The following is a 25,902-nucleotide window of genomic DNA, read 5'->3' as shown; positions in this document are numbered from 1 at the left end:
CCGCGTGGAAAACTTTCGCGAGCAGGTTCGCGAGTTCATCGCCGGCCTCGTGCCCCCGGGCTGGCGCGGCATCGGCGGCCTCGAAGGCGACGCCTACGCCGAGTTCCGCACGCGCGCCCGCGCCGCCCTCGCCGAGCGTGGCTGGGTCGCGCCCGCGTGGCCCGTGGCGTACGGCGGCGCCGGACTCACCCCCGCCGAACTCGTGGTGCTGGTGGAAGAACTGTCCACAGCCGGGATCCCGTTCGGCTCGGACAACGACGCGTTCGGCATCGGCATGCTCGGCAACACCATGCTCCGCTGGGCTGAACCCGAGCTGTGCCAACGCTTCCTGCCACGCATCGTGAGCGGAGAGTACGTGTTCGCCCAGGGCTTCTCAGAACCCGGCGCCGGTTCGGACCTCGCGTCGCTCGCCCTGCGTGCCGAGCCCGACGGCGAACAGTGGCGCCTCAACGGCCAGAAGCTGTGGTCCTCGGGCGCGCACCTGGCCAACTGGATGTTCGTGCTCGCCCGCACCAACCGCGAAGCCGCGCCGCACAAGGGGACCAGCATGCTGCTGGTGCCGCTCGACCAGGCAGGGGTGGAAATCCGGCCGATCCGCAACATCACCGGCGGCACCGACTTCAACGAGGTCTTTTTCACCGACGCCACCACCGATCGCGAGCTCGTGGTCGGCGAGGTCGACCACGGCTGGGCCGTCGCGATGACGTTGCTCGGATTCGAGCGCGGCGAAACCGCGCTGCACGCCCCGATCCGCTTCCGCGGCGAGCTCGACCGGCTGGTGGAGCTGGTGCGCGAGCGCGGTCTGGACACCGATCCGGACATCCGCCGCCGCGTCGCGTGGTGCCACGTGCAGGTGGAACAGCTGCGCTGCCACGGCGTGCGCACGGCCGCGCAGCTGATCGCCGGCGAGGAGCCGGGGCCGCGCGCGGCGGCCTTCAAGCTGCTGTGGAGCGAGTACCATCGCGTCATCACGGAGCTCGCGCTCGACGTGCTCGGCCTCGACGTGCTCACGCCATCGGGCCGGCCGTCGCCGAACTGGTATCACACCGACGATCCCGGCGCGCCGAACTCCACCGCGTCGTGGACCAGCGTCTACCTCAACTCCCGCGCCGGCACGATCTACGCCGGCTCGTCGCAGGTCCAGCGCGGCATCGTCGGTGACCTCCTGCTCGGCCTGCCCAAGGAGCCGAAGCCCGTGCGCTGAACCCGCGGCTCGCCCAGGAGGAGCGATGGCCATTCGCAGCACCTACCCCGATGTCGTGATCCCCGACGGCTCCCTGCCCGGCGTGCTGCTGGGCTCGCTCACCGCCGTGGAAGCCGCGCTGCCCGCCGTGATCGACGCGGGTTCGGGGCGACGCCTGACCTACGGCGCGCTCGCCAAAGCCGTCGAACGGCTGGCCGCCGCGCTGGCCGAGCGCGGCATCGGCCGGGGTGACGTGGCGGTGCTCGCCGCGCCGAACTGCGCGGAGTACCCGGTGGTGTTCCACGGGGTGCTGCGGTCGGGTGCCGCGGTGTCGCCCGCGAACCCGTTGAACACCCCGGCTGAGCTGGCTCACCAGTTGCGGGACGCCGGGGCGCGGATCTTGTTCACCACCGCGCAGGGTCTTGCCACGGCTCGTGCCGCCGTCGCTGAAGAGGGCGTGTGCGTTGAAGAAATCGTGGTGATCGACGCGGCTGATGGTGTGACGTCTCTTGACGAGTTGCTGGCCGGTTCCGGTGAGGTGCCGCCGGAGCCGGCGGGCGATGACCTCGCCGTGCTGCCGTATTCGTCGGGGACTACCGGTTTGCCGAAGGGTGTGTTGCTCACACACCGCAATGTCGTCGCGAATCTCAGTCAGATGCAGCCGCTCACCGAGTTGCGGCCGGGCAAGCGAGCGATTGCCGTGCTGCCGTTGTTCCACATCTACGGCATGAACGGGATCATGAACATGAGCCTGCTCAACCGGGCGACCGTGGTGACGATGCCGCGGTTCGACCTCAAGGGGTTTCTTGATGTGGTGGTTGAGTATCGGGTGGATCATCTGTTCATCGCGCCGCCGATCGCGTTGGCGTTGGCGAAGGTGCCGTTTGTCGCGGATTACGATCTTGGTTGTGTAGACGTGGTGATGAGTGCTGCTGCGCCGCTTGATGCCGAGTTGGCCGAGGAGGTGGGTGCGCGGCTCGGCGTGGTTGTGTTGCAGGGTTATGGGCTTACCGAGACCAGTCCGTGCACTCATGGGATTCCGGTGGATCGGCCTGATGTCGATCGTGGGTCGATCGGCGTGTTGATGCCGAGTGTCGAGGCTCGGGTGGTGGATCCGGTGACTGGGGAGGATGCTTCGCGGGGGGAGTTGTGGGTGCGGGGGCCGAATGTGATGCGGGGTTATCTCAATAACCCTGCTGCTACTGCCGCGGCTGTTGATGGTTCTGGGTATTTGCATACTGGGGATGTTGTTACGGTTGATTCCGCTGGCGTGTTCCGGGTTGTCGATCGGTTGAAGGAGTTGATCAAGTACAAGGGGTTTCAGGTGGCGCCGGCGGAGATTGAGGCGGTGTTGTTGACGCATCCGGGGGTTGTTGATGCGGCGGTTATCGGGGTGCCGGATGTTGAGGCTGGGGAGGTGCCCAAGGCCTTTGTCGTCAGGCGGGGGGAGGAGTTGAATGAGGGTGGGGTGAAGGAGTTTGTGGCGGGGAGGGTGGCTGGGTATAAGAAGGTAAGGGTGGTGGAGTTTGTGGATGTGATTCCTCGGTCGGCGGCGGGGAAGGTTTTGAGGAAGGTTTTGAGGGAGGGAGTCAGGGGGTGATCGTGTTGCGTTCTGGTCCTCGCAGGGCGGCTTCGGGTGGGTCGGTGGTATTGGCCTCGCGGGGCGGCTTGCGGTTTGTTTCGGTGTTGTTGGCCTCGCGGGGCGACTTGCGTTGGGCGTGCACCCCGAAGCTGGATCGTGTCGACGGCCGCTGAGCGGCCGCAAGGAGGCTTCGGATCGGGGTGCCGGAGAAGGCCTGGGTTCATACGGACCTACATTGGTACGGCCCGTAGCGTTGGTGAGGTGGTGGTCGCTCACCCTGGGACGGGGTGGTGTCTCGCGTTGGGACGGAGTGATCCGTTGCGTTGTTCAGGTGGTGGTCTCGCGTGTTCGGGGCCGTGGTGGTCCCGCGGCGGGACGCCTCGCGGCGCGTGAGGGGAATTGTCGGTGGTGGGTGAGACTGTTGGTGGATGGAGATTCCTCAGCACTTCTCACCGGTGGCCGAAGGCGCGCGCGAGGTTGTCCCGCGGGTTGCTGATGAGCGTGACACGTTGGTCGCGTTTCTCGACTGGCACCGGGCGACGTTTGCGTTGAAATGTGCCGGGCTGGGGCAGGAGGCCATGTCGACCAAGGCCGTGCGCCCGTCCGGGCTGTCGTTGCACGGCATCCTGCGCCATCTCGCGGGCGTCGAGCGGTGGTGGTTCCAGCAACAGTTCGCCGGGGACGACGTGCCTCTGCTCCACTACTCCGACGACGACCCCGACCAGGACTTCGACTCCCTCGACGGTGACGTGCGCGCCGCGATGGCGCTGTGGGAAGCCGAGTGTGCCCGCTCGCGTGAGATCGTGGTGGCGGCGGCGTCGCTGGAGGAGCGGGGGACGTCGCTGGTGACTGGGGAGCCGTTCACGCTTCGGTGGTTGCTGGTGCACCTCATCGCGGAGTACGCGCGTCACAACGGCCACGCCGATCTCCTGCGGGAATCGCTGGATGGGGTGGTCGGCCACTGAGGTCAGGACGCATCGCGGCGGTAGCTGTAGTGGATGAGGCCCGCGTTGTGCTTGCCCACCCGGTCGTAGAGCTCGCGGGCAGGGGCGTCTTCCAGCGTGTTCCAGTACAGGCTGGGGTAGCCGCTGCGTGCGGCGTCCGCGGCAACCCACTCGAGCAACGCCGTCGCGATGCCTTGGCGGCGCGCGAGCGGGTCCACGAACAGGTCGGCCAGGTAGCACTTGCCGGAGTACCAGATGCTGGCGTGGAACAGGTAGTGCGCGTTGCCGACCATCGCGCCGTCCAGCCGGGCCACAGCCCCGCGGATCCGTTCGTCGTCCAGCAGGCGGCGCCAGGTGCGGTCGTAGTCGGCGTCGGTGCGGTGGACGTGGAAGTGGGTGTCTTTGCCGCGGGCCAGGGCTTCCCATTCGGCGCGGTCGGATTCGGTCAGGAAGCTGATCTCCACCATGGTGCCGATCCTGCCGCAGCCAGACCGGTCCGGGCCGGTGGCGCGGGTAATTCACCGGTGCGAGGCTTCGCACACGGGCCGGTCAGCGGGAGCGCCGCGTGCGATGCTGGGCGCCATGAGCGCCGATGCGGATTCCGGGTTGTTGTCGCCCGTGCGGGCGGGCACGCCGGTCGAGCGGGTGACCGGGGACAGCGCCGTGGTGGGAGCCATGGCCGAGGCCGAGGCGGCGTTGGCCAGGGCGCAGGCGCGGCTCGGCACGGTGCCGGCCGAAGCGGCGACGGCGATCACCACCGCGGCCGCCGCGGTGGCGCGCGGGATCGACGTGACGGCGCTGGCACAGGCGGCGCGCGCGACGGCCAACCCCGTGGTCGCGCTGGTCAAGGAGCTCACGGCGGCCGTCGGGCCGGAGTACGCGGACTACGTGCACCGCGGGTCGACGAGTCAGGACATCATCGACACGGGGTTGATGATCGTCGCGCGGAACGCCGTCCAACTCCTCGAACAAGATCTGCAGGAGACGGCCGAGGCGCTGAAGGACCTCGCGCGCGAGCACCGCGGCACAGTGATGCCCGGCCGTACGCTGACGGCCCACGCGGTGCCGACGACGTTCGGGCTGAAGGCGGCCGGGTGGCGGCAGTACGTGCTCGACGCGGCCGAGCGAGTACGCAGGCTGGAGCTGCCCGTGTCGCTGGGCGGTGCGGCGGGGACGCTGGCCGCGTACGTCGAGTACGGCGACGGCAGCGTGGACTACGCCGAGCGGCTCACCGAAGCGTTCGCGGAAGAGACCGGCCTGACCACGACCACCTTGCCGTGGCACGCGAACCGCACGCCGGTGGCCGATCTCGTGTCCGCGCTGGCGCAGGCAGCCACGGCGCTGGGCAAGCTCGCGGTCGACGTGCAGGTGCTCACGCGCACCGAGATCGGCGAGGTCAGCGAGCCCACGGGCGGCGGCTCGTCGGCGATGCCGCACAAGCGCAACCCCGTGCTGTCGGCGCTGATCCGGTCGGCGGCGCTGCAGGTGCCGGTGCTGGCGGCGGGCGTGACGCAGTCCGGGCTGGCCGAGGACGAACGCTCGGCCGGCGTCTGGCAGGCCGAGTGGCAGCTGTTGCGCGAATGCCTGCGCCTCACGGGCGGCGCGGCGCACACGGCCGTCGAGCTGGCCCGCGGCCTGCGGGTCGACGCCGAACGCATGCGCGAGGACGTCGGACTCACGCACGGGCTGATCGTGTCGGAGCGGCTTTCGGCGGCGTTGGCGCCGTTGCTCGGCAAGGCGCACGCGAAGGACGTGCTCGGCGAAGCGTCGAAGCGGGCGGTAGCGGAGAACCGGCCGTTGCGTGCCGTGCTCGGCGAGATCGCCGAGATCAAGCACGTGCTGGACCCCGCGAAGCTCGACGACCTGCTCGACCCCGCCCGGTACACGGGCGCGGCCGCGCGGCTGGTCGATCGCGCCCTCGACGGTGACGGAAAGTAGTTCCGGCTTCTGCTGAACCGCGTCGCCCCACCCTCCGTGTAGGAGGTGGGAAGCGTTCCAAGCGGAACGCGGGGGGTACCGGCAGCCGCGCCTGGCGTGGCGACCACGTACCCAAGGAGAAGTTCGATGCTTCGCACGTTCCGCACGGGCGTCCTCGTCTCGGCGGCCGCCGGGCTCACGCTGCTGAGCGCCTGCTCGGGCACGACCGCACCACCCGCGCCGGTGCCCGCCGGCGGGACCGGGGGCGGACAGGCCGTGGCCACCGACACCGCGATGAAGCTCGCCGCCACCGACGTCGCCGACCTGGGCAAAGTCCTCACCGACGGCGACGGCCACACCCTCTACCGCTTCGACAAGGACACCGCGAAACCCCCGAAGTCCAGCTGCGAAGGCGACTGCGCCAAGGCGTGGCCCCCGCTGCTGTCGAAGGGCGACGTGCAGCTCGACGGCGTGGACAAGAGCCTCGTCGGCACCGTCAGCCGCGCCGACGGCACCGAGCAGGTGACCGTGAACGGCTGGCCGCTCTACACCTACGCCAAGGACTCCGTGCCCGGCGACGCCACCGGCCAGGGCGTGAACGGCACCTGGTTCGCGGCCACCCCGACCGGCGGCAAAGCGAACAAGTCCACTTCGGACGGTGTGGCGCTCAGCGCCGGCGAGGTCGACGGCATCGGCCCGGCTGTGGTCGACCAGGACGGCTTCACGCTCTACCTGTTCACCAAGGACAGCAAGAAGCCCTCGAAGTCCACTTGCGACGGTGACTGCGCCAAGCAGTGGCCCCCGGTGCTCACCAGCGGCGACGTCAAGCTCGACGGCATCGACACCAAGCTGCTCGGCAACGTCAAACGCGCCGACGGCACCACGCAGGTCACGCTCGGCGGCTGGCCGCTGTACCGCTTCGCGAAGGACACCGCGCCCGGCGAGGCCAACGGCATGGGTGTGAAGGGCACATGGTTCGTGATCGAGCCGAACGGCTGCAAGACGGCCGCCAAGACCGCGCCGAAAACGACAGCCAGCGCTCCCACCACCAGCGCGGCAGCCGACGCGTCCGGCTACTGACCCCTCAGACCCGGCGCCACGCCCCGACAGCGCGGCGCCAGGACAACCGGCAGCGGGCGGCGGAAGGAGCGGCAGGTCCCACCCACGCCGAAGGCCCGGTAACCGCGGGGGTTACCGGGCCTTCGGCGAACTCGAAAAGTCAGTGCGCCAACCCCGGGCCGTGCTTCTTCCGGGGCTGCTCCTGAATCGTCGTGGCTTCGGGGCGATCGGTGTCCTCGACGCGTTCGATCACGGTGGTCTCGGCCCGGTCGGCCGTAACCGGCTCCTCCTCCGGCAGTCGCACGCGCCGGCGCGCCGGAGCCATCGCGATGACCAGACCCAGCACGGCGATGCCGAGGTGCAGCCAGTTGTCAGCGGTCGTGATGTCGAGCGGGTTGCCGGCGTTGATGAACGGGTTGGCGGCGATCATCCCGGTGATCATCAGGCCCCACACGAACAGCACGCCGTAGCCGATGAACAGCAGCCAGCCGAACGTGCGCGCCCGGCCGGAGCCGAACGAGAGCAGCAGGCCGAGCACACCCGTCACCACGTGCACCAGGTTGTTCATCGGATTGCCGGAGAACCGCCAGAAGCCGGCCTCGTGGTGGCCGGTGAAGTCGCCGACGCCGGTCCTCGCGAACCCGACGACGCCGAACACCAGGAACGCGACGCCCACCAGGGCGGCCAGGACCTGCGCGGGCTGCAGGCCTTCCACCCGGATCCGGGCTCCGTGCGCGTGAACCATGACTGAAGTCCTTCCCGTGGTGAGCTGACTCACGCGGAGGAAGTACCCCGTCCTCACCCGGAGTGAAACGCGGGTGCTTGCCCGCAGCCCCCCGCAGCGTCACCGGAATCGGTGTTGTTCGAGATCAATGCCACAAAGAGCCCCGATTTCGGCAACACCGGACGGGTGAGCGGACAAGTCCGGTCATGCGCAAAGTGAACATCCTCTTCCTCGTGGGGCTGTGCCTGGGGGCACTCGTCGCATTGGCGGTCGTGGTGGCGAAGCCGGAGCGGCACATCGTGACCGCTCTCGGCCCGGCCCCGGTGGCCGCGGCCGGCAGTTCGTCGACGTCGGCCTCGACGTCGTCGCCGGCCGGCCCGTCGCCCACGTCGTCCGGCAAGATCGGGTCGGGTTCGGGCAAGCACAGCACCAACGATTCCGACGATCGACAGGACGCGCCGGTGCTGGAGACCCTCGTGCCGCGCGGGCACGTGAGCGTCGTCGTCTACGACCGCACCAAGAACACCACCGTGCTCTCGCTGAACGCGAACCGCACGTACACCTCGGCATCGCTGGTGAAGCTGCTGATCGCCATGGCGGCGCTGAAGAACGGCAGCCCGGCCGGAATCGTCGAGGAAATGCTGTCGCGCAGCGACGACACCGTCGCCAGCACGCTGTGGGTCGCCAACGGCGAAACCGAGATCGTCACGGACGCCATCCGCACCATGGGGCTCACGGGAACCAGCCCGCCCGCGAGCGCCGGCCGCTGGGGCGACACGGAGATCACGGCCGGCGACATCACGAAGATCTACCAGTACCTGATGGACAAAGCCCCGGAGCCGACCCGCACGACCATCCTCACCGGACTGCGCGGGGCCACCCAGTTCGGCGCCGACGGGTTCCGCCAGTACTTCGGGATCCCCGATGCGTTGGGCCCCGGCAACTTCGCCGTGAAACAAGGCTGGTCCTGCTGCCGCCCGACCCGCATGCTCCACACGTCCGGCCTGGTGTTCAAGGACCGCTACATCGTGACCGTCCTGACCGAACAGCCCGAGGACGTCGACTACGACACCGCTTCGGACCAGGTCACGAAAGTGGTGAAGCGCTTACTACCGCTGCTGGACAAGTGAACCTCACTCCTCCATCGCCGACAGCGCACCGCGCCCGCCCGTCTTCGGCAACGGCCACGGCCGCACCCCGCCACTCACCTCGACCGCCCGGCCCGCCGCGCACGGGCCGGGAAGGCGCGCGCCCAGCCAGGCCAGGACGTCGGGCAGCTGCGACTTGAACGTGTTCATGTTGTGCCCCGCGTCCGGGATCGTCCACCAGGAGAAGCGGACCGGGGCCTTCGCCGCGGCGCGGATCTGGCCGATGGCAAAGCTTTCGTAGCTCTCCTTGTCGCCGGAGATCGCGAGGAGGTCGACGGGCGAGGGGTGGAGTCGCACGTTCACGCGGACGTTGTTGGCGTCGTCGATGTCCTGGTGGCCGTGGAAGAGGTTCTCGGTCTCGGCGTCGACCTGCGCGCGGTCGTAGCCGCTGACGCTGGCGGCCGTGGCGAACCACTGGGGGTGACGCGTCACGAGGTTCAGGGCGCAGTAGCCGCCCGAGGACCAGCCGGCGATGGCCCACGCACCGCGGTCCGGGTTCAGGTTGAGGCGCTGGACGGCCCACTCGCGGACGTCGGCGGAGAGGTAGGTGTCGTTGGGGGTGCCGCCGACCTCGTCGACGCATTCGGTGTCGTGGCCGACCTTCGGGACACCCGTCGGATCAGGGATCACGACGACGGTGGGCGCCAGCACGTGCTTGGCGATCGCGGCGTCGAGCTGGGCCGGCAAGCCGTAGCTCGCGGCGACCTCCGGCCCCGACGGGTAGTTGGGAATCCACTCGATCGCCGGGAACTTCAGCACGTGGTAGGACTGCTGGAAGTACTGCGACGGCAGGTAGACGTCGACGTCGCGGGTGAGCCCGGTGCGCCGGCCCCGCACCGTCATGTGCAGCATGGTCCCCTTGCCCTCGCCCGCGTGGCGCACGCCGAGCTCGCGCACCTTCTCGAGGTCCACACCGTTTTCGCCGGCGTCGGCGTCGACGCTCTCGGCCGCGTACACGCCGGTGCCGAGCAGGGAGCCGAGCGTGGGGAAGAAGCCACCGATCAGGTTGCCCACGAGCGCGACGCTCACCACCACCAGCACCACGGCCGTGAGCACGGTGGCGCTGCGGCCGAGCTGCTTGCGCTTGCGCCAGCGTTCCCAGAACCACGGCACCGCCACCACGGAGAGCACGGCCAGCACGCCGATCACGATCACTTCGACCGGCGAGTCCAGCCGGATGCTGCTCAGGTGCACGGGACTCCCCTCCGCCGGCGCGTGTCCCGACGACCCGCTGCCCCAAAACCCCTGTACAAGAAACGTTTGGCGAGCCGCTCCCGTTGTGATGAGGTGAGCGCCGTCACAAGATCAAGTGCGCCGCTCGCAGGGCTGTCAGCTGCGGTTTTAGCGCAGGGGACACGGTCCTACGATTCAAGTTGTGCGCAACTTAAGCGAGTACAATGAGATCTGTGGCACTTGAGTTGCCCCACCGGGCACACCTGAGGATCATTGACTGTTACCCCTGACGAAGGAGGTACCCATGTTCACCTTGGACCCCGGCGAGACGGGCTCGCTCCTGCTCGACGAGCAGCTCTGCTTCGGGCTCTACTCGGCGTCGCGGGCGCTCACGTCGCTCTACCGGACACTGCTGGAGCCGCTCGACCTCACGTACCCGCAGTACCTCGTGATGCTGGCGCTATGGGAGCGCGACGCCCAGCAGGTGAAGGAGCTGGGCACCGCGCTGAACCTCGACTCGGGCACGTTGTCGCCGCTGTTGAAGCGGCTGGAGAAGGCCGGGCTCGTCTCGCGCGAGCGCCAGGCCGACGACGAGCGCTCCGTGCGCATCACGCTCACCGAGAAGGGCCACCACCTGAGGGAGCTGGCCGAGCGCATTCCGCCGCACATCGGCCGTTCCCTGGGCTTCGACGTCGAGACCATCACCCGCCTGCGCGACTCGATGGACCACTTGACGGAGTCCGTGAACGCCTATCGGGACGCCATCACCACGGCTTGATCCGCCCGGCGCCCGGCGTGGCTAGCATGGGCGAAATCCGAGCGGTGAGGACGGCCATGATCGAAGATCACGAAGCCCTGCGCGATGTCGAAGGCACCATCGACCGGCCGTCCGCGGCGCGGATCTACGACTACTTCATCGGCGGTCACACGAACTACGCCGTCGACCGCATCTTCGCGGAGAAAGTGCGCGAGCGGCTGCCGCTCATGGGCGACTACTGCCTGACGAGCCGGCAGTTCCTGGGCCGCGCGGTGCGGCAGTGCGTGCGCGCCGGCATCCGCCAGTTCGTGGACATCGGCTCGGGCCTGCCCACGGCGGGCAACGTGCACGAGGTCGCCGACGACGAGCGCCCCGAGCACGACGTCAACGTGCTCTACATCGACAACGAGCCCGTCGCCCTCGCGCACTCGCAGATCCTGCTCGACAAGACCGCGGACCCGGACCGCCACGAGGCCGTCGCCGCCGACCTGCTGCAGCCCGAGGAGCTGTGGGAGCGCGTGATGGACTCGGACGTGATCGACGTTCGTGAACCCGTCGCGCTGATCGTGAACGCGGTGCTGCACTTCATCAAGGACGACCAGGACCCCGACGGCATCCTGTCCTTCTACCGCGACCGCGTCGCCCCGGGTTCGTTGCTGGTGCTCTCGCAGATGACCAACGAGAACCCCGTGGACGACGACGAACGCCAGGCCCTGGCCGACCTGCTGGAGTACTACGAGTCCACCACCAACCCCGGCGTGCTGCGCACCCTGGCCGAGTTCGAACGCTTCTTCGGCGGCTGGCCGCTGCTCGAGCCCGGCCTGGTCTACGCGCCGGCGTGGCACCCGGACCGCGACACCGTGTTCGCGAAGACGCCCTCGGAGTCGCGGGTGATCGGTGGGGTGGCGCGGAAACCGTCGCTCTGACCGGTTCGTGCTGCCCGGGCGGGTGAAACCGACCCCGGATCAACCCTGGGTTTGACGCGTGGGGATGGCCGGACCGCGAAGCTGGTGCTCACCTGAGTTCTTCCGCGGAGGGGACCACTGTGAGCAACACCGTCAACATCCTCATCGGGCTCGTCGTCCTGGCCTGGCTGTGTTGGCGACAGACGCAGAAACGCCTCGTGCGCGAAGATCGCAAACCGACCGTCCTGCTCATCCTCGCCGTGCTCGGCGTGGTCTCCCTGGCGTCCTTCTTCAAGGGCGGCACCCCCGGCACGCCCGCCGTGCTGCTGCTCGTCGGCAGCCTGGTCGTCGCGGGGCTCTTCGGGCTCGTGCGCGCCTACACCGTCCGCCTGTGGCGCGCCGACGACCAGCTCTGGCGGCAGGGCACCTGGCTCACCGTCGTGCTGTGGATCGTCGCCATCGCCATCCACATCGGACTCGACTTCGTGATCGACGCCAACAGCCCGGTGAAGGGGCTGGGGAGTGCTTCGATCCTCCTGTACCTCGCGGTGTCCCTTGGGGCGCAACGACTTGTGGTGCAGTCGAGGGCGAACCACGTCGTGGCTGTGTGACGCTGTGGCCCGCAAGAGCCCGCAGGAGAAGGACCTCGTGCACCGCCTCAAGCGTCGGGCCCGGAAGGGGATGACCACGCCGGAAGCCGCCGATGCCCGCATCGAGCGGGTGCGGAAGTCGCGGCGGGGCTGAGCCCTGGTCGAGCCGATCGGCCAGCCGGGATTCGGGGCGCCGCCGGACCTGAACATGAATCGCAGCAGCCGACTCGCACCGCGCACGTCGTCGGGGAGCTGGTCGCGATCTAGGAGACTTCCCGCAGCGTTTCCAACGCCGAGTGCACCGCCGCGCGGCCCAGTTCCACCGCGCGGCGGAGCACCACGGGGTCGCGTTCCAGCGCGGTCACGTCCGGGGAACCCGCGGGCGGCCGGACGCTCGCCAGGCGCGGGTCCTCGCGCAGGAGGCGTTCGTCGTCGAGGTCGTGGGTGTACTGGTCGCGCCAGGCGTTGATCGTGCCCGGGGCGTGGCGGCGCAAGAAGCGGGGCACGACCACGTCCTGCACGCGCGGGGGCGGGGCCGGCAGTTCGTCCGCGCGGCGGGTGCGCAGCACGAGGACGTCGGTCGCGCCTTGGGCCAGGGCGGTCCGAAAGGGCAGCGGCTCCGCGACGCCCGCGTCGACAAAACGACGCCCGCCCATCGCGATGGGCGGACCGGCGAGCACGGGCATGCACGAGGAGGCCGCCAGGGCCGTCTTGATGTCGGCGACCTCCGAGATGAACGGGTGCAGGTCGGTGGATTCGCCGGTGTCCGCGTCGGTCGCCAGCGGGTGGAACGACACCGGGTTGGCGAGGATCGCCGGGAAGTCCATGGGCTCGAGGACCGAGTACACCTGGTGCACGAGGTAGTCCAGATCGATGACGGCCCTGCCCCGCAGCGTGTGCAGCGGGTTGATGATCCGGCGCATCACGGCGGGGTTCCACCACGTGCGCACGCCCGTCTGGGACCGTCCGCACAGCAGCCACGCGGCGTTCAGCGCGCCGGCCGACGAGCCGTACACGGCGTCGAACACGGGCGTCGCGCCCAGCTCGTCGAGGGCGAGGACCATGCCACTCGAATACGTACCGCGGCTGCTGCCTCCCTCGATCGCGAGCACGAGGCGGCGGTCGTCACTCCGCTCCCCCGGCACGCTGCCCGACGCCAGCCGCTCGTTGATCAGTTCCAGAACCGGGTGCACGGTGTCCATCCTTGTCGGTTCGGACCATTCGTCGACCCGATTTGCCCCACCCCGGCGGGTGACCTGCGTTGCACCGGGTTGCACTGCACCTAGTTGCATAGCACCCTGATCGCCATGGCACTGGAACACGCGATCCTCGTCTCGCTGTCCGAACGCTCGGGTTCGGGCTACGAGCTCGCGCGGCGCTTCGAGAAGTCGATCGGGCTGTTCTGGAGTGCCACCCACCAGCAGATCTACCGGGTGCTCAAGCGGATGGCCGACGACGGCTGGGTGGCAGTCGAGGCCGTCGCGCAGGGCGGACGACCGGACAAGAAGGTGCACACCGTCAGCGAAAGCGGCCGTGCCGAGCTGCGGCGGTGGCTCGCCGAGCCGAACCCGTCGGCCGGGCCGCAGGAGCTTGCCGTGAAGCTGCGCGGGGCGTCGTTCGGAGACGTGCGCGCCGTCGCCGATGAGCTGGCGCGCCACCGCGCGGCCCACGCCGAGCGCCTCGACGCCTACCGCCGGATCGAGAAACGCGACTTCCCCTCGCCGGGCAGCGGCCGGGCCCGGCACCAGTACCTCGTGCTGCGCGGCGGAATCCGGGCCGAAGAAGGCCAGGTCGAGTGGCTCGACGAAGTGCTCACCGCGCTGACCACCGAGACGAAGGACGCCCGATGACGCCTTACCCGAACCTGCTGCAGCCGCTGGACCTCGGCTTCACGACGCTGCGCAACCGCGTGCTCATGGGCTCGATGCACACCGGCCTCGAAGACCGCGCGGCCCACTTCCCGCAGCTCGCCGAGTACTACGCCGAACGCGCCCGCGGCGGCGCCGGCCTGATCGTCACGGGCGGCTTCGCGCCGAACCGCACGGGCTGGCTGCTGCCGTTCGCCTCGAAGCTCACCACCACAGCCGAAGCTCGCCAACACCGTCGGCTCACCGCGCCCGTGCACGAGGCCGGCGGCAAGATCGCGCTGCAGATCCTGCACGCGGGGCGGTATTCGTACAACCCGCTGAGCGTTTCGGCGTCGAGCCTCAAGGCGCCGATCAACCCCTTCCGCCCGCGGGCGCTGACCGGCTACGGGATCCGGCGCACGATCCGCGCGTTCGCCGATTGCGCCGCGCTCGCCCGCGAAGCCGGGTACGACGGCGTTGAGATCATGGGCTCGGAGGGGTACCTGATCAACCAGTTCCTGGCCGAGCGCACCAACAGGCGCACCGACGGCTGGGGTGGCTCCGCGGAGAACCGCCGGCGCTTCGCCGTGGAGATCGTGCGGCGCACCCGAGAAAAGGCGGGCCCGGACTTCATCATCATCTACCGGCTCTCGATGCTCGACCTCGTCGAAGGCGGCCAGAGCTGGGACGACGTCGTGGCGCTGGCCCGCGAGGTCGAGGCCGCCGGAGCAACCATCATCAACACCGGCATCGGCTGGCACGAAGCCCGCGTGCCGACGATCGTGACGTCGGTGCCGCGCGCCGCGTTCACGTGGGTGGCCGGGAAGCTCAAGCCGCACGTGTCGATCCCGGTGGTCACGTCGAACCGCATCAACATGCCGCAGGTCGCCGAAGAGGTGCTCGCGCGCGGCGACGCGGATCTCGTGTCGCTGGCGCGGCCGTTCCTCGCCGACCCGGAGTGGGTGCGCAAGGCCTCCGAGGGCCGGGCCGACGAGATCAACACCTGCATCGCGTGCAACCAGGCCTGTCTGGACCACGCGTTCAGCCGCAAACCCGTGTCGTGCCTGGTCAACCCGCGCGCCGGGCACGAGACGACGCTGGTGCTCTCGCCCACGCAGCGCGTGAAGCACGTGGCCGTGGTCGGCGCGGGTCCGGCCGGGCTCGCGGCGGCGACGGCGCTGGCCGAACGCGGCCACCGCGTGGAGCTGTTCGAGGCGGCCGACGAGATCGGCGGCCAGTTCGGCATCGCGCGGCGGATCCCGGGCAAGGAGGAGTTCGCCGAGACCATCCGCTACTACGCGCGGCGGCTGGAGGTCACGGGGGTGAAGGTGCACCTCTCGCGGCGGGCCGCGGCCGCGGATCTGGCCGGGTTCGACGAGGTCGTGCTGGCCACGGGCGTGCGGCCGCGCGTGCCCGCGCTCGACGGGATCGACCACCCGAAGGTGCTGTCCTACGTCGATGTCGTGCGATCGGGCGCACCGGTGGGGCCGCGGGTGGCGGTGATCGGGGCCGGTGGGATCGGGGTGGACGTGAGCGAGTTCCTGACCTCGAAGACCCTGGCCCGCGACGAGTGGCTGGCCGAGTGGGGTGTCACGGATCCCGCGCTGGCGCCCGGCGGACTGGGGGTGGCGCGGCCCGTGCCGTCGCCGCGGACGGTCTACCTGCTGCAACGCAAGACGTCGCCGATCGGGGCGGGGCTGGGCAAGACGTCGGGCTGGGTGCACCGGGCGGCGTTGAAAGCCAAGGGCGTGGAGCGGATCTCGGGCGTGACCTACGAGCGGATCGACGACGCGGGGCTGCACGTGAACGTCGGCGGGAAACCGCGGCTGCTGGAGGTGGACACGGTGGTGGTCTGCGCCGGTCAGGAGCCCGTGCGCGAGCTGGCTTCCGCGTTGGGGCAGGTGCCGGTGCACCTCGTCGGCGGGGCCGACGTGGCCGCCGAACTGGACGCGAAACGCGCCATCGACCAGGGCACGCGCCTGGCGGCCACGCTGTAGCCGGGTTGCGGCCACTGGCAGGATGAGCCCCGTGCGAGATGTGTGCGTGATCGGGCTCGGGCTCATCGGCGGGTCGCTGCTGCGCGCGAGCGTGGCCAGTGGCAGGACCACGTGGGGGGCCGCGGTGTCCGAAGTGGACGCCGACGCCGCCAGCCGCGCGGGTTACGACGTGACCACCGACGTGGAGGCCGCCCTGCACCGGGCCGCGTCGGCCGACGCGCTGATCGTGCTCGCCGTGCCGCTCCCGGCGGTCGAGAACCTGCTGCGGCTGGTCGCGCAGCACGCGCCGCACGCCGTGCTCACCGATGTGGTGAGCGTGAAGGGCCCCATGCTCGACGCCGTGCGCCGGCGCGCGCCGTACACGCGCTACGTGGGCGGGCACCCGATGGCGGGCACCGCCCAGTCGGGCTGGCTCGCGGGTGACGCATCGCTGTTCCAGGGCGCCGCGTGGGTGGTCGGCGTCGAGGAGGACACCGACCTGGGGGCGTGGGCCGAGGTGACGCGCCTGGTGCTCGACCTGGGCGCCTTCGCCGTGCCGCTGCCCGCCGACTCGCACGACGAGGCCGTCGCGCGCATTTCCCACCTGCCCCACCTGTTCGCCGCGATCCTCGCGACCATCGGCGCCCAGGGCGGCCCACTGGCGATGTCCCTGGCCGCCGGCTCGTACCGCGACGGCACCCGTGTGGCTTCCTCCAGCCCCGATCTGGTCCGCGCCATGACCGAAGGCAACCGCGACGCCCTGCTGCCCATCGTCGACGAGGCCCTCGGTCGCCTCGGCGCGGCCCGCGGCTCGCTGGCCTCCACCGGCGGCCTGGCCGCCACCATCAACGCCGGCCACGACGGCGCCCTCACCTACGCCACCGCCCACGACGCGGCCCGCTCGGGCATCCGCGTCACGCTCTCGGCGCCCGACGCCCGGGAGGCCCTGATCGGTCTCGGCGAGCGAGGCGGGCGGATCACGTCGCTGGCCGATGGGGTGGCCGGTGGGGAAGTGAACTGATCCCAGGGAATTCACCGGAGTTGCCGGAAGCGTCCGTTGTGTGACGATGGGGACGCCAGGCATCCGGATTGGGGAGCGAAACCATGGGCATCAACTTCGACGAGCTCAAGAACAAAGCCACCGAAGCCCTGCGGGAGAACAGCGACAAGATCGAGCAGGGTCTCGACAAGGCAGCCGGGTTCGCCAAGTCGAAGACGAGCGGCCACGACGCGCAGATCGACGGCGGCGTGGAGAAGGCCAAGGACTTCCTCGGCAAGCTGGCGGGCAACGACAAGCCCGACTCGGAGCAGCCGCCGCAGCAGTGAGCGAGGTCAGGTGCGCCGGTGGTACGGCAGGAACCGGCGCACCAGCCCCAGCGGCGTCGTCTCGACGAGGTCCGGGCCGCGGACGGCGTCGAACGTCGAGCCGAGCTGGTCGACGACGCCGGAGAGCTGAGCGCTGTCGGGCAGTGGCCCGGACGCGGGTTCGCGTTGCTCGCGCACGGCCGCGGCGAGTTCGGCCAGGGCGTCGGTGAGCAGCGCGATCTCGGCGGGCGACGGCGCCGGCACCCCGCGCCCGAGGGTGACCGCGACTTCGGTCACGGCGTCGGCCACGCGTTCGAGGCCGGCGATCACCGGCCACCACGCCACGGCGTGCCGGCCCGCGGGTGAGGGTTCGACGATCACCTGCTGGAACGCCGTGCGCAGGTCGGCCAGGGCACGGTAGGCCGCGCGCCGCGAGCGGGACCGGGCGAGCCGGGCTTCGGGGGTGGAGTCGAGGACCAGCGCCGCTTTCACGTACGCCGCGACGGTGTCGAAGCTGTCCGCCAGACGGCCGCCGACCTGGGGACGGCGGGAGCCGGGCCACAGCAGGTAGCCGATGAGCAGCACGATCACGCAGCCCGTGACGGTGTCCAGCAGCCGCGCGAGGACCACGGACCAGCTGCCCGTCTGGGCGAGGTCCATCTGAAGGATGATCAGGGGCGTCACGAAGGTGCCGAGCATCCCGTAGTTGCGCACCTTCCCGATCGCGGCGCCGCCCGCGAACAGGGCGATCAGCACCACCAGCACCCAGCCGCGCGCGCCGATCGCGAGCACGATCGCGCCGATGCCGACACCCGCGATCGTGCCCATGCCCCGCAGCAGCGCGCGGCCGAAGACCGAGCCGAAGTCGGGTTTCAGCACCACGCCGACCGTGAGCGTGATCCAGTACGAGCGCTCGAACGGCACCATCAGCGCCACGACCTCCGCCACCGCCACGCACACCGTGAGCCGCAGTGCGGCCAGCCAGGTGTAGGGGCCCGAGGCGAGCGAGCCGAGCCACTCACGGAAGCGCTGCCAGGGCGACGCGGGCTTGCGACGCTGCCGGTCGTCGCCCTTGTCGATGCGGGCGAGGCCGGCGTACAGCGCGGACTCGACCGGGTCGAGGTCGTCCTCGGGCACCGGTGGTGGCGGGGGCAGCGGCTGGGTCGCGAGCACGGCCGCGGCCGCGCCGGTGAGGTGGTCGATGACCTCGGGCGGTGGCCGGCGCCCGGCGTTGACCATCGCCACGGACGCCTCGACGGCCGGCGTCGTCGCGGACAGCAGGTTCAGCAGCTGCCGGTAGGTGGCGTCGCGGCCCGAGAGCCACGAGCGCGCGGTGAGCAGGCGGTCGTAGGCGGTGCTCATGGCCGCGGTGAGCTGGTTGCGGGCGACGCGCGACGTCGGCTCGTCGGTGGCCGACAGCATCGCGGCGAGCTCGATGTACACCTGCGCGACGGCGGTGCGTTCGGGGCTCGTGCCCCGCACCGTCCAGGTCACCAGGGCCACGAACAGGCTCCAGGCCGCGCCGAGGCAGAAGTAGCCGAACAGTTCTTCGACCTTCAGGCCCGTCGCGTGCTGTGCGGTGCCGAGCACGCAGAAGACGAACATCTGCAGCGCCGCCACCGACGCGTTGCTGCCGGCCGCGCTGATCAGCGCCGACACGGCCGCGATCACCACGATCGCCGGGATCGACCACGCCGGCACCGCGCCCGTGAGCAGGCCGACGAGGTACCCGCCCGCCGCCGCGAGCGTCGCCCCGCCCAGTCGGCGCGCGCGGTAGCGGTACGGCCCGGCGGCTTCCGACAGCACGGCGGGCAGCGCGCCGGTGGAAACCAGGGCACCCACGGCGATGTCGCCGGCCGCGTACGCGATGGCCAGTGGCGTGGCGAGCGCGACGACCGCGCGGGCGACCATGTTCCACGGCACGGGAACGGGTTTCGAACGCAGGAGCTGGACCAGCCAGTGCGGCGCGGCGAAGTCGGGGCGGCTCACGCCCCCATCTTGACCTACGCTGGGCGTCTCAGGTTTGTTATCCACCCGTCAACAAGCGGAAGGGGCCGAGGATGCCCGGCCGTACGTTTTCGTTCGAGGTCAACCGCGTGAGCTCGGCGCCGCCGGAAGTGTTGTTCCGCCTGGAAACCGAGGGTCCGCTGTGGTCGACGTGGGGCCGGCCGCTGATCGTGCAGGCGCGGTGGGCCCGCCGGGGTGACGACGATCCCAACGGCGTCGGCGCCGTCCGCGAAGTGGGATTGTGGCCGGTGCTGCTGCGTGAGAAGACGGTGGAGTACGAGCCCGACCGGCGCCACGTCTACACGTTCGATGGCTCCACCCCGGTGCGCGACTACCGCGCGGAGGTGTTCTTCACCCCCAACACCGCGGGCGGCACGGACCTGCGCTGGACGGGCTCCTTCACCGAGTCCGTGCCCGGAACCGGTGCGGTGGCGGCCGCCGCCCTGCGGGGCGCGATCCGGATTCTTTCGGCACAACTGGTCAAAGCAGCCGACTCCGGGCGGTAACGGGGGTGCGCTGGGCCACAGCGGTTCAACGCACGACCGGGTGAGTACGTCTCCGTTCGTGTGAAACGCAGCATGCTGGTTCTCGTGGTGGCCGGGTTGTTCGCGGTGGCGGCTTGTTCCGGGCCGGCGCCCGCTCCTCCCGCACCGCCCAGCCAGCCGAACCCCGCGCCCCGTGCGGTGCCGCCGACGACGCCTTCGGGCCCGTACCCGTTCGGCACGGTGCAGCAGAAGGCTCCCGCCATCACCGACGGCAAGGTCGGCGTGGTTCGTCGCGTCACCACCACCAAGCCGTACGTGTTCATCACCATGGACGACGGCGCCGTGAAGGACCCGTCGGCGCAGAGCGAGATCCAGCAGTCCGGTGGGCACCCGGTGCTGTTCCTGAACCAGATCTACGTCAAGGGCCACGAGGCCTACTTCATGTCCATTCTGGACTCGACGGGCGCGGTGCTCGGCGACCACACCGTCGACCACCCGAACCTCAAGGGCAAGTCCTTGGCGTTCCAGCAGAAGGAAATCTGCGACGACGCCGAAGACCTGCAGCGCGGCCTCGGCGTGCGCCCGACGCTGTTCCGCCCGCCGTTCGGCAACTACGACCAGAACACCCTGCACGCCGCCGAGCTCTGCGGCATGCGCGTGGCCGTGCTGTGGAGCGCCGCCGTGAACGACGGGCACGTGCAGTTCCAGGTCGGCGACAAGCTGCGGCCGGGCGACATCGTGCTGATGCACTTCCGCAAGACGTTCAAGGAAGACTACGAAGCGTTCCTCGCGCAGGCCAGGAAGGACGGCCTGACGCCGGTGCCGCTGGCGGACTTCCTGGGTTAACCCGCACCCAGGCACACGAACGGCCGCCGCAGCGGGTCCACTGCGATCGCCTCCGCCAGGGCCACCGCCGGAGGCGTGCCGTCGGACAGCCGGCGGTGCAGGTCCGCCATCGTGTCCGCCGCCGCGCGGTCGCCGACGCGGGCGACGGCGCCGATCACCGTGCGGGAACCACTGGCCAGCAGGGTGCCTGCGAAGCCGAGGGCCTCCTCACCAGGGCGGATGTGGCTCATGGCGAGCTCGCACGCGGCGAGCACGACGCGTTCGGGCGGGCGCGCGAGCCGCGAGGTCTCGTGGGCGAACAGCGGGCCGTCGACGAGTTCGAGGCGCGAGAACAGGGCGTTGGCCGGCTCGTGGGCGCCGTGGGCGACGAGGTGGGCCAGGCGCTTGCCGTCGAGGGCTTCGAGTACGGCGGAGCTGGTGGCGCCGGTGCCGTCGACGAGGTGGGCGTCCGGGTAGACCGAGCGCAGTTTGCTCACCTCGCCCACCGCGCCGGGCACGCCGGGGCCGCCGGCGAGCAGCACGGCGGCTGCGTCGGTGGCGCGCTTGGCTGTGATCCACGCGGTGGCGGAAGGCGCGATGGACACCGCGTGGCCGCGCAGCGACGGCAACGCACCCCACGGCATCGCGTACAGCTGGCCGATCGGCACGATCACGAGCTCGCGGTCGTCGAGGGTTTTGACCAGCGACGCGGAGATCAGGGCGTCGAGCTTGTTCGCGCGCCGCACCGCGGAAGCGGCCACCGTGTCGGCCAGCATCGGGGGCAGGTGGTCGGGCGCGAGGGCGTCGAGGTCGGCGTGCAGCTGCTTCGCCGTCTCCACGATGTCGTCGAGCGGGCCGAGCTTCAGCAGCCGGAACGTGCCGCGGTCGACGACCACCGAGTACAGCTGCCCGTTGTAGGGCACCAGGCTCACGAGCACGCGGTCGCCGAGCTGCTCCACGACCTCGTCCGGCGTCGCGACAGGCCGCGGCCGGCCCCACGGGCTCGTGTACCAGCCGAGCCGGCTCGCCTCCTGCCGGAGCGCGGAATACCGCTGCTCCAACACTTTCACGGGATCGCCCTCGGCCCGGGCGCGCTGGATCGAGCGCTGCAGGTGCCGCATCTCCTTGATGTGCTGTGACAGCACGGGATCCTCGATCACGGGCAGCGGCTCGTAGCGGTAGACCTGCGCGCGAGTGCGCTCGAGCCACGCGAACATCCGGCGCGCACCCGCGGCGTTGCGGCGGGCGCGGCGCAGCACGAGCTGCATCGCGAGCCGGCCGAGCTCTTCGCCGTGCACGGCCGTGCCGCACACCAGGTCGAGCCCGCCCATGCGGTCGCGGATCATGCCGAGCTCACGCAGCCCGGCGCGCGCCTGCGCGAGCGCCGAGCGCGGCCGATCCGTGGCCACGGCCAGCTCGGCGCGGCACAGCCGGAACAGCATCCGGTGGTCGACCGGCGTTGTGTCGTGCGGCTTCGGCACGCGCGCGAGCACCTTCGCGGCTTGCTCGATCTCCTTGCGCCGCAGCAGAAGCCGCACGGCGAGCAGCCGCGCGACGGAAGCCTCGTCGCGCACCCCGAGCTCCGAAAGCCGCCGGGCCAGTGCCACGAGTTCGGCGGGCAGCCGCGTCGTCGAGCGGGCACCGCGCGTGCTGAGGACCTTGTGCGCGTCGGCACGCAGCCGCGCGAGGTTCGCGATCTCGGCCCACGTCGTGTTGCCGCGCCGCAGGAACCGGCGCCGCGCGGCGGACGCGAACTTGCGCGCCAGCTCGAAGTTCCCCTCCAGCAGCGCCGCGGCGGCGCGGGCCACTTCGGCTTCGGCGAGGTACTGGCCGGACCGGTTGGCCCGCAGCTGGGGCAGCGCTTCGTCGAGGTGCCGCGCCGCTTCCTCGCCGAGCCCCGCGGTGAGCAGCGCCCGCGCCTGGTCGAGCCGGACGACGGGCAAGGAACCCGGGCTCACGCTGCCGAACAGGCGAGCGGCCAGCTCGTAGTTGCGCAGCGCCTCGGGCACGTCGCCCACGAGCTGGGCGTGGTCGCCGATGTTCTGCCGGATCTTCGCCTCGAGCAACGTGTGGCCGTGCTCGACGGCGAGGCCGAGCGCGCGGCTCAGGTCCGCGTGCGCGGCGCCCGGCTTGTTCATCGCCATGTGCACGAGCGCACGGTTGTTCAACGTGCGCACGAGCAGCACGAACCCGTCGTCCACTTCGGACTCGATGGAGGGCAGCACCACGTCGTACAGCGTCAGCGCGTCGGCGAACCGGCCCGCCCGCATCACGACGACAGCCCGCTGCAGCCTGATGATCAGCCGCAACGAGTCGCGCACCGCCCCCTGCGGAAGCTCCAGCCGCTCGGTTTCCGCGACCTCGAGGTGCGCGAGCCCGGCTGCGGTCGACGTCACCTCCGCCTCGGCCGAGGCCAGGCTGATCAGCACGCGCGTCCGCAGCTCCAGCACCTCGTCCACCTGCTCCGGAACCCGGGCCAGCCGGTTCAGCGCCTGGTGGAACAGGCGTACCGCGGCACCAGGACGGAAGTCGGCTGCCGCGGCGCGGCCTCGCGTGTAGAAATCAGTCGCTACCGCGATCACTCGATCGAGGAAGGGCGACTGCTCACGCACACGCTCTATCTGACCACATTCCAGCGACACTCCGTAACGCCCGTCCGGGTTCTACAGCACGACCGTGGGAGTCACGACAGTGCGCCGGTGCGGCCCCTCACCGAGGTGCACCAGGATCTGCGTGGTCCCGCACGGCACGTTCTCGAGGACGAACCGGCCACCTTCGTCGGCGACGGTGGAGAACGTGCCCTCGTCGGCCACCCGCACCTCCACCTCGTACTCGCCCGCGGGTGCGAGCCAGCCGTCGATGCGGTGCAGCTTGCCGATGCGCGTGAGGTTGATCATCACCGTCAGGTCGCTGACGGTGAACGTGATCGTGCCCGTGGCCGTGCTGCGGACGCCGGCGAGCTCACCGGCGCGCTCCCAGCGCGCCACCTCGACGTCGAGGTTCTCGAGTTCGAGCGCGAATTGGACCCGCTGCACCAGATCGTCCGGTGGCGGGTCCAGTTCGTCGAGGAAACGACCGAGGTCGGCCAGCAGCGTCTCGTCGTCTGGCAGAGCGCTGCCACTTCCCGGTGTGCCGATGTCGTTCATCGGCCACCCCCTTCTCCTGCGAGGAGATCGCGCATCGTTTCGAGGCAACGACCCCTGGTGGGTCCGATGCTGCCGCGTGGCATCCGCATCGCGTCGGCCACCGCCTGGTACTCGGCACGGCCGGCGAGCACGGTGAGGCGGAGCAGGTCCTGGCAGCGAGTGGGCAGCCTGAGGAACGCGCGCCAGACCCGTCGGTCGTTGTCGGCGCGCACGGCTTCGTCCTCGGGCCCGGGATGGGTGCTTTCGAGGTTCTCGGCGACCTCGTCGCTCAACGGCACCGGCTGCACGCGGCGCCCGTGCGGGTGGGCTGCCTCGCGTCTGGTGGTGGTGATGAGCCAGGCAGCCAGGGCGCGCGGATCACGCAGCTTCTCCAGCTGGCTGAACAAGGCGAGCCACACGGTCTGCACGACGTCCTCGGCGACCTGACGGTTGAGCCCGTTCGCGCGCGCGACGTGCCAGACGAGCGGCGTCAGCTCGTCGACGAGTTTCGCCATCGCCCTGCGGTCACCGGCCCGCGCCGCCTCCATGCAGGCAGCGTGCAGGTCGACGCCGGTCAGGCCTTCCCACGGCGGGTCTACCTCGGTGGTTTGCACGTCGGTCACCGTATCTGCCTCGCTCGCGAGGCGCGTTGGGTTCGGCGGCGGTGTCGGGAGTCTGTCCGGTGGGCCCGCTCGGGGAAGGAGCAGACAGGGTGCACTGGGATACATCGAGTCACTTGTTCGGGTGGTCGTGGCGGTGTGCCGGGTCAGCGGGGTGCCGCTGCGTCTCGTTCGGCCCGGGCCCGGTTTCCGGCGCAGGTTTCGGAGAGCCGGTGCGTGTCGGTTCGACACGTGCCAGCCCCGTGTCGTCCGGCGCCGGGTCTCGGCGGTCCGGCTCGGTGGGCCAGTCCTCATCACTCTCCGGTCCGCCGCGGCTCGGTCAGCCACGGTCCGGGTCTCAGTGGGCCGGCTGGGCGAGCCGACCCTCGTCTTCGTGTTCGTCGGTGTTCGGCGGTGTTCGGCGTCGTAGCGGACCTGTCCGTTGTCCACGCCTGTGGTCACCCGGCTCGGCGGCCGGCCGGGTCGGTGTCGCCGTCCCGCCCGACCGGACGATCCGGCCGTACCAGCCGGGTCGTGGTGACCCGGCCTGGCGAGCCTGCTCCCCCCGTGCGCCGGCCCGTGCTGTGCACCGGCCGGCGCGAGCGTGCACCCGCACCGACCGGCACTCCCCTCCCTCTTCTCCAGGCCCGCTCCCCATCGGGCCCGGCCGGGCGGCTCCTCCCCTGAACCCGCCCGGCAGACGGCGTCCGGCAGCCCCCTCGGCTCCCGGCCGCCGCCCGGTCTCGCTACTTCGCGCCGTCCTTCTCGTCGTACGGGTCGAAGGCTCCGTCGGGCTGCGTCGTGCCGCCGCCACCGCCGTGGGGCGGGTTGCCGGTGGTGACCGGCGGGATGGTGGTCGGGGTGGGCTCTTCTTCGGATTCGGCAGGCATCGGGGTCTCCCTTTTCCCTCGGCTTGCCCCATAGGACGCAACGGGGGTGCGCCCAGATACACGCAGCGCAAAAGTTTCCCGGAACTTTTCGTCTCCGCTGGTCAGATGGGCTGGGGCGGCTCCCTCGGATGCCGACCGAGCGTGACCTCCGGGAGAGCGGACGCCACCACGGGCGCCAGCGCGGCCGCCCAGTCGCGGTAGCCGAGAGGCCCGGGGTGGAACCGGTCCTCGGCGAACGTGCCCTCGTGCAACAGATCCGGTGTCATCGCCGAGTACGCCACCCCGGGCACCCGCGCGAGCTCGGCCGCCGCCCGGTCCAGTGCCGTCGAGCGAGCCGCCAGCACATCGCGCAGCGGCCGCGGCAACGACGGGAACGCGGCCATCGGCGGCACCCCCGCCAGGACCACCGGCACCGGACCCAACCGTCGGCGCACATCGACGACCACCCCCAGCAGGTCGCGCCGGAACCGCGCGGCCGAGTGCAGCTCGAGGGTGTCGTTCACCCCCAGCACGACCACCACGACGTCCGCCGGCTCCAGCCGTTCGACCAGCGATCGCCGGACCACCGCGGCGTTGGCCCCCGTGAGACCCACCGCCTGCCAACGCACGCGTAGTCCCCCACGCGCCAGCACGGCCGCGAGCTGTCCGGTGAGCCCGTCGGAGTGGGCGCCCACCCCGACACCGTCCACGGTGGACTCCCCGAGCACGGCGAGCCGCACCTCGGGACCGGCGCCCACGACGTCCGAGGTCGGGCCGCCGGCGCCCGGCAGCCGGGGCGTGCCGCGGCGGACGCGCAGCGCTTGCACCGCGAGGACCGGCGCCAACGCGGCGAACAGGAACAACCGGAGGAGAGCCATGTCA

At 70.7% G+C, this 25,902-nt stretch carries 26 protein-coding genes; 16 read left to right on the top strand and 10 right to left on the bottom strand.

The features are described from left to right. Positions 1-4: 4 nt before the first annotated feature. The 3 genes from ACWEOE_RS08595 (at position 5) to ACWEOE_RS08585 (ending at position 3,730) form a co-directional block, all read left to right on the top strand. Positions 5-1,204 carry an acyl-CoA dehydrogenase family protein gene (locus ACWEOE_RS08595; protein ID WP_452005883.1) on the top strand — a complete coding sequence of 400 codons (1,200 nt, stop codon included), beginning with the start codon at positions 5-7 and terminating at the stop codon, positions 1,202-1,204. Positions 1,205-1,229: 25 nt separating this feature from the next. After that, the gene (locus ACWEOE_RS08590) at positions 1,230-2,783 is read left to right on the top strand and encodes an AMP-binding protein (RefSeq protein WP_452005881.1); all 1,554 of its coding nucleotides are present in this window, start codon (positions 1,230-1,232) and stop codon (positions 2,781-2,783) included. Between the two features lie 410 nt (positions 2,784-3,193). Next, the gene (locus tag ACWEOE_RS08585) at positions 3,194-3,730 is read left to right on the top strand and encodes a DinB family protein (RefSeq protein WP_452005878.1); all 537 of its coding nucleotides are present in this window, start codon (positions 3,194-3,196) and stop codon (positions 3,728-3,730) included. A gap of 2 nt (positions 3,731-3,732) precedes the next feature. On the opposite strand, the gene ACWEOE_RS08580 is transcribed toward ACWEOE_RS08585, so the two are convergent. Then, positions 3,733-4,176 carry an N-acetyltransferase family protein gene (locus ACWEOE_RS08580; protein WP_452005875.1) on the bottom strand — a complete coding sequence of 148 codons (444 nt, stop codon included), beginning with the start codon at positions 4,174-4,176 and terminating at the stop codon, positions 3,733-3,735. 115 nt (positions 4,177-4,291) lie between these two features. Here ACWEOE_RS08580 and pcaB point away from each other — a divergent pair, with 115 nt between their 5' ends. Both pcaB and ACWEOE_RS08570 read left to right on the top strand, forming a co-directional pair. Continuing rightward, complete coding sequence (gene pcaB, locus ACWEOE_RS08575; RefSeq protein ID WP_452005872.1) at positions 4,292-5,647, top strand: 3-carboxy-cis,cis-muconate cycloisomerase; 1,356 nt, start codon at positions 4,292-4,294, stop codon at positions 5,645-5,647. Positions 5,648-5,773: 126 nt separating this feature from the next. Beyond that, complete coding sequence (locus ACWEOE_RS08570; RefSeq protein WP_452005871.1) at positions 5,774-6,706, top strand: SCO0930 family lipoprotein; 933 nt, start codon at positions 5,774-5,776, stop codon at positions 6,704-6,706. Positions 6,707-6,845: 139 nt separating this feature from the next. Here the strand turns inward: ACWEOE_RS08570 and ACWEOE_RS08565 are convergent, their stop codons facing one another. Continuing rightward, a complete protein-coding gene (locus tag ACWEOE_RS08565) occupies positions 6,846-7,430 on the bottom strand; it encodes a DUF4383 domain-containing protein (RefSeq protein WP_452005868.1) in 585 nt (194 codons plus the stop codon). A 185-nt stretch (positions 7,431-7,615) separates the two neighbouring features. Between ACWEOE_RS08565 and ACWEOE_RS08560 the strand changes: the two genes are divergently transcribed. Further along, a complete protein-coding gene (locus ACWEOE_RS08560) occupies positions 7,616-8,539 on the top strand; it encodes a hypothetical protein (RefSeq protein WP_452005866.1) in 924 nt (307 codons plus the stop codon). Between the two features lie 3 nt (positions 8,540-8,542). Here ACWEOE_RS08560 and ACWEOE_RS08555 read toward each other — a convergent pair whose 3' ends face one another. Then, positions 8,543-9,751: an alpha/beta hydrolase gene (locus ACWEOE_RS08555; protein ID WP_452005863.1), complete on the bottom strand. Its 1,209-nt coding sequence runs from the start codon at positions 9,749-9,751 to the stop codon at positions 8,543-8,545. Between the two features lie 283 nt (positions 9,752-10,034). On the opposite strand from ACWEOE_RS08555, the gene ACWEOE_RS08550 reads away from it, so the two are divergent. The 4 genes from ACWEOE_RS08550 to ACWEOE_RS08535 all read left to right on the top strand — a co-directional run bounded on the left by ACWEOE_RS08550 (position 10,035) and on the right by ACWEOE_RS08535 (position 12,136). Then, the gene (locus tag ACWEOE_RS08550; protein ID WP_452005861.1) at positions 10,035-10,508 is read left to right on the top strand and encodes a MarR family winged helix-turn-helix transcriptional regulator; all 474 of its coding nucleotides are present in this window, start codon (positions 10,035-10,037) and stop codon (positions 10,506-10,508) included. 56 nt (positions 10,509-10,564) lie between these two features. Continuing rightward, positions 10,565-11,413, top strand: coding sequence for an SAM-dependent methyltransferase (locus ACWEOE_RS08545; RefSeq protein WP_452005858.1), 849 nt, complete (start codon positions 10,565-10,567; stop codon positions 11,411-11,413). A gap of 119 nt (positions 11,414-11,532) precedes the next feature. Then, a complete protein-coding gene (locus tag ACWEOE_RS08540) occupies positions 11,533-12,003 on the top strand; it encodes a hypothetical protein (protein WP_452005856.1) in 471 nt (156 codons plus the stop codon). Positions 12,004-12,007: 4 nt separating this feature from the next. Next, complete coding sequence (locus ACWEOE_RS08535) at positions 12,008-12,136, top strand: hypothetical protein (RefSeq protein ID WP_452005854.1); 129 nt, start codon at positions 12,008-12,010, stop codon at positions 12,134-12,136. A gap of 109 nt (positions 12,137-12,245) precedes the next feature. Here the strand turns inward: ACWEOE_RS08535 and ACWEOE_RS08530 are convergent, their stop codons facing one another. Next, on the bottom strand, positions 12,246-13,184 hold the full coding sequence (locus tag ACWEOE_RS08530) for a patatin-like phospholipase family protein (RefSeq protein ID WP_452005851.1): 939 nt from the start codon (positions 13,182-13,184) through the stop codon (positions 12,246-12,248). Positions 13,185-13,289: 105 nt separating this feature from the next. Here ACWEOE_RS08530 and ACWEOE_RS08525 point away from each other — a divergent pair, with 105 nt between their 5' ends. The 4 genes from ACWEOE_RS08525 (at position 13,290) to ACWEOE_RS08510 (ending at position 17,131) form a co-directional block, all read left to right on the top strand. Then, positions 13,290-13,832 (top strand): PadR family transcriptional regulator, encoded by a 543-nt coding sequence (locus ACWEOE_RS08525; RefSeq protein ID WP_452005849.1) that lies wholly within the window; start codon positions 13,290-13,292, stop codon positions 13,830-13,832. Next, positions 13,829-15,826 (top strand): oxidoreductase, encoded by a 1,998-nt coding sequence (locus ACWEOE_RS08520; RefSeq protein ID WP_452005847.1) that lies wholly within the window; start codon positions 13,829-13,831, stop codon positions 15,824-15,826. Before ACWEOE_RS08525 ends, ACWEOE_RS08520 begins: the two co-directional genes overlap by 4 nt. A gap of 22 nt (positions 15,827-15,848) precedes the next feature. Next, positions 15,849-16,826, top strand: coding sequence for a prephenate dehydrogenase (locus ACWEOE_RS08515; protein WP_452005845.1), 978 nt, complete (start codon positions 15,849-15,851; stop codon positions 16,824-16,826). Between the two features lie 83 nt (positions 16,827-16,909). Next, complete coding sequence (locus ACWEOE_RS08510; protein WP_452005842.1) at positions 16,910-17,131, top strand: antitoxin; 222 nt, start codon at positions 16,910-16,912, stop codon at positions 17,129-17,131. Between the two features lie 6 nt (positions 17,132-17,137). Here ACWEOE_RS08510 and ACWEOE_RS08505 read toward each other — a convergent pair whose 3' ends face one another. Then, a complete protein-coding gene (locus ACWEOE_RS08505) occupies positions 17,138-19,099 on the bottom strand; it encodes an FUSC family protein (RefSeq protein ID WP_452005840.1) in 1,962 nt (653 codons plus the stop codon). 71 nt (positions 19,100-19,170) lie between these two features. Between ACWEOE_RS08505 and ACWEOE_RS08500 the strand changes: the two genes are divergently transcribed. Then, entirely contained in the window at positions 19,171-19,623 is a 453-nt protein-coding gene (locus ACWEOE_RS08500) for an SRPBCC family protein (RefSeq protein ID WP_452005837.1), read from the top strand. A 72-nt stretch (positions 19,624-19,695) separates the two neighbouring features. Beyond that, positions 19,696-20,448 (top strand): polysaccharide deacetylase family protein, encoded by a 753-nt coding sequence (locus tag ACWEOE_RS08495; protein WP_452005834.1) that lies wholly within the window; start codon positions 19,696-19,698, stop codon positions 20,446-20,448. On the opposite strand, the gene ACWEOE_RS08490 is transcribed toward ACWEOE_RS08495, so the two are convergent. The 5 genes from ACWEOE_RS08490 to ACWEOE_RS08470 all read right to left on the bottom strand — a co-directional run bounded on the left by ACWEOE_RS08490 (position 20,445) and on the right by ACWEOE_RS08470 (position 25,898). Then, positions 20,445-23,009 (bottom strand): CHAT domain-containing protein, encoded by a 2,565-nt coding sequence (locus tag ACWEOE_RS08490; RefSeq protein ID WP_452005831.1) that lies wholly within the window; start codon positions 23,007-23,009, stop codon positions 20,445-20,447. The two genes, ACWEOE_RS08495 and ACWEOE_RS08490, sit on opposite strands and share 4 nt — an antisense overlap. Before the next feature lie 81 nt (positions 23,010-23,090). Then, a complete protein-coding gene (locus ACWEOE_RS08485) occupies positions 23,091-23,573 on the bottom strand; it encodes a carboxypeptidase regulatory-like domain-containing protein (RefSeq protein WP_452005829.1) in 483 nt (160 codons plus the stop codon). After that, positions 23,570-24,175, bottom strand: coding sequence for an RNA polymerase sigma factor (locus tag ACWEOE_RS08480; protein WP_452005826.1), 606 nt, complete (start codon positions 24,173-24,175; stop codon positions 23,570-23,572). Before ACWEOE_RS08480 ends, ACWEOE_RS08485 begins: the two co-directional genes overlap by 4 nt. A 722-nt stretch (positions 24,176-24,897) precedes the next feature. Then, entirely contained in the window at positions 24,898-25,041 is a 144-nt protein-coding gene (locus ACWEOE_RS08475) for a hypothetical protein (RefSeq protein ID WP_452005823.1), read from the bottom strand. 101 nt (positions 25,042-25,142) lie between these two features. Further along, positions 25,143-25,898: an SGNH/GDSL hydrolase family protein gene (locus tag ACWEOE_RS08470; protein WP_452005821.1), complete on the bottom strand. Its 756-nt coding sequence runs from the start codon at positions 25,896-25,898 to the stop codon at positions 25,143-25,145. Positions 25,899-25,902: the final 4 nt, after the last annotated feature.

This window comes from Amycolatopsis sp. NPDC004368, assembly GCF_053602515.1.
This window is presented reverse-complemented; position numbering and strand designations above follow the sequence as displayed.